1 protein-coding gene is annotated in these 328 nt (G+C 55.5%); it reads right to left on the reverse strand.

Features of this window, described 5'->3' with window-relative positions; genetic code table 11:
* On the reverse strand, positions 1 to 328 hold a 328-nt coding region (locus ACLRGG_RS20985; protein WP_416251537.1), incomplete at both ends, for a DUF3304 domain-containing protein.

The following is a 328-nucleotide window of genomic DNA, read 5'->3' on the forward strand; positions in this document are numbered from 1 at the left end:
GGTATAGTTCGGGCTACGCGGGTCGTAGGGCGAGAACGCGTTATCACTCCATCCCAGCAGCACCTTATCTCCCGGTAAAAAGTAAACGTGCAGGTCGTTTTCACCCCGCTGACGCGCCGGCAGCGGCATAATGACCTTATGGACCTCTTGCCGTAATCCGCCGTTATACTGCGCCCTGGTATAAGTAACGGTCCAGATCACCTCGGCAGTCTTTCCGCGGATACTGCCGCAGCAGGTTGTTTTACCATTCTCGCCGGCATACTTATTATTGGGGTCAAAAGCTCCTGCGTTCCCCCCTGCCATGCCGTTTACGCTGAAGCCCAGAATG

The sequence above is a fragment of the Erwinia sp. PPS120 genome, from assembly GCF_047918655.1.
Taxonomy (GTDB): Bacteria; Pseudomonadota; Gammaproteobacteria; order Enterobacterales; family Enterobacteriaceae; genus Erwinia; species Erwinia tasmaniensis_A.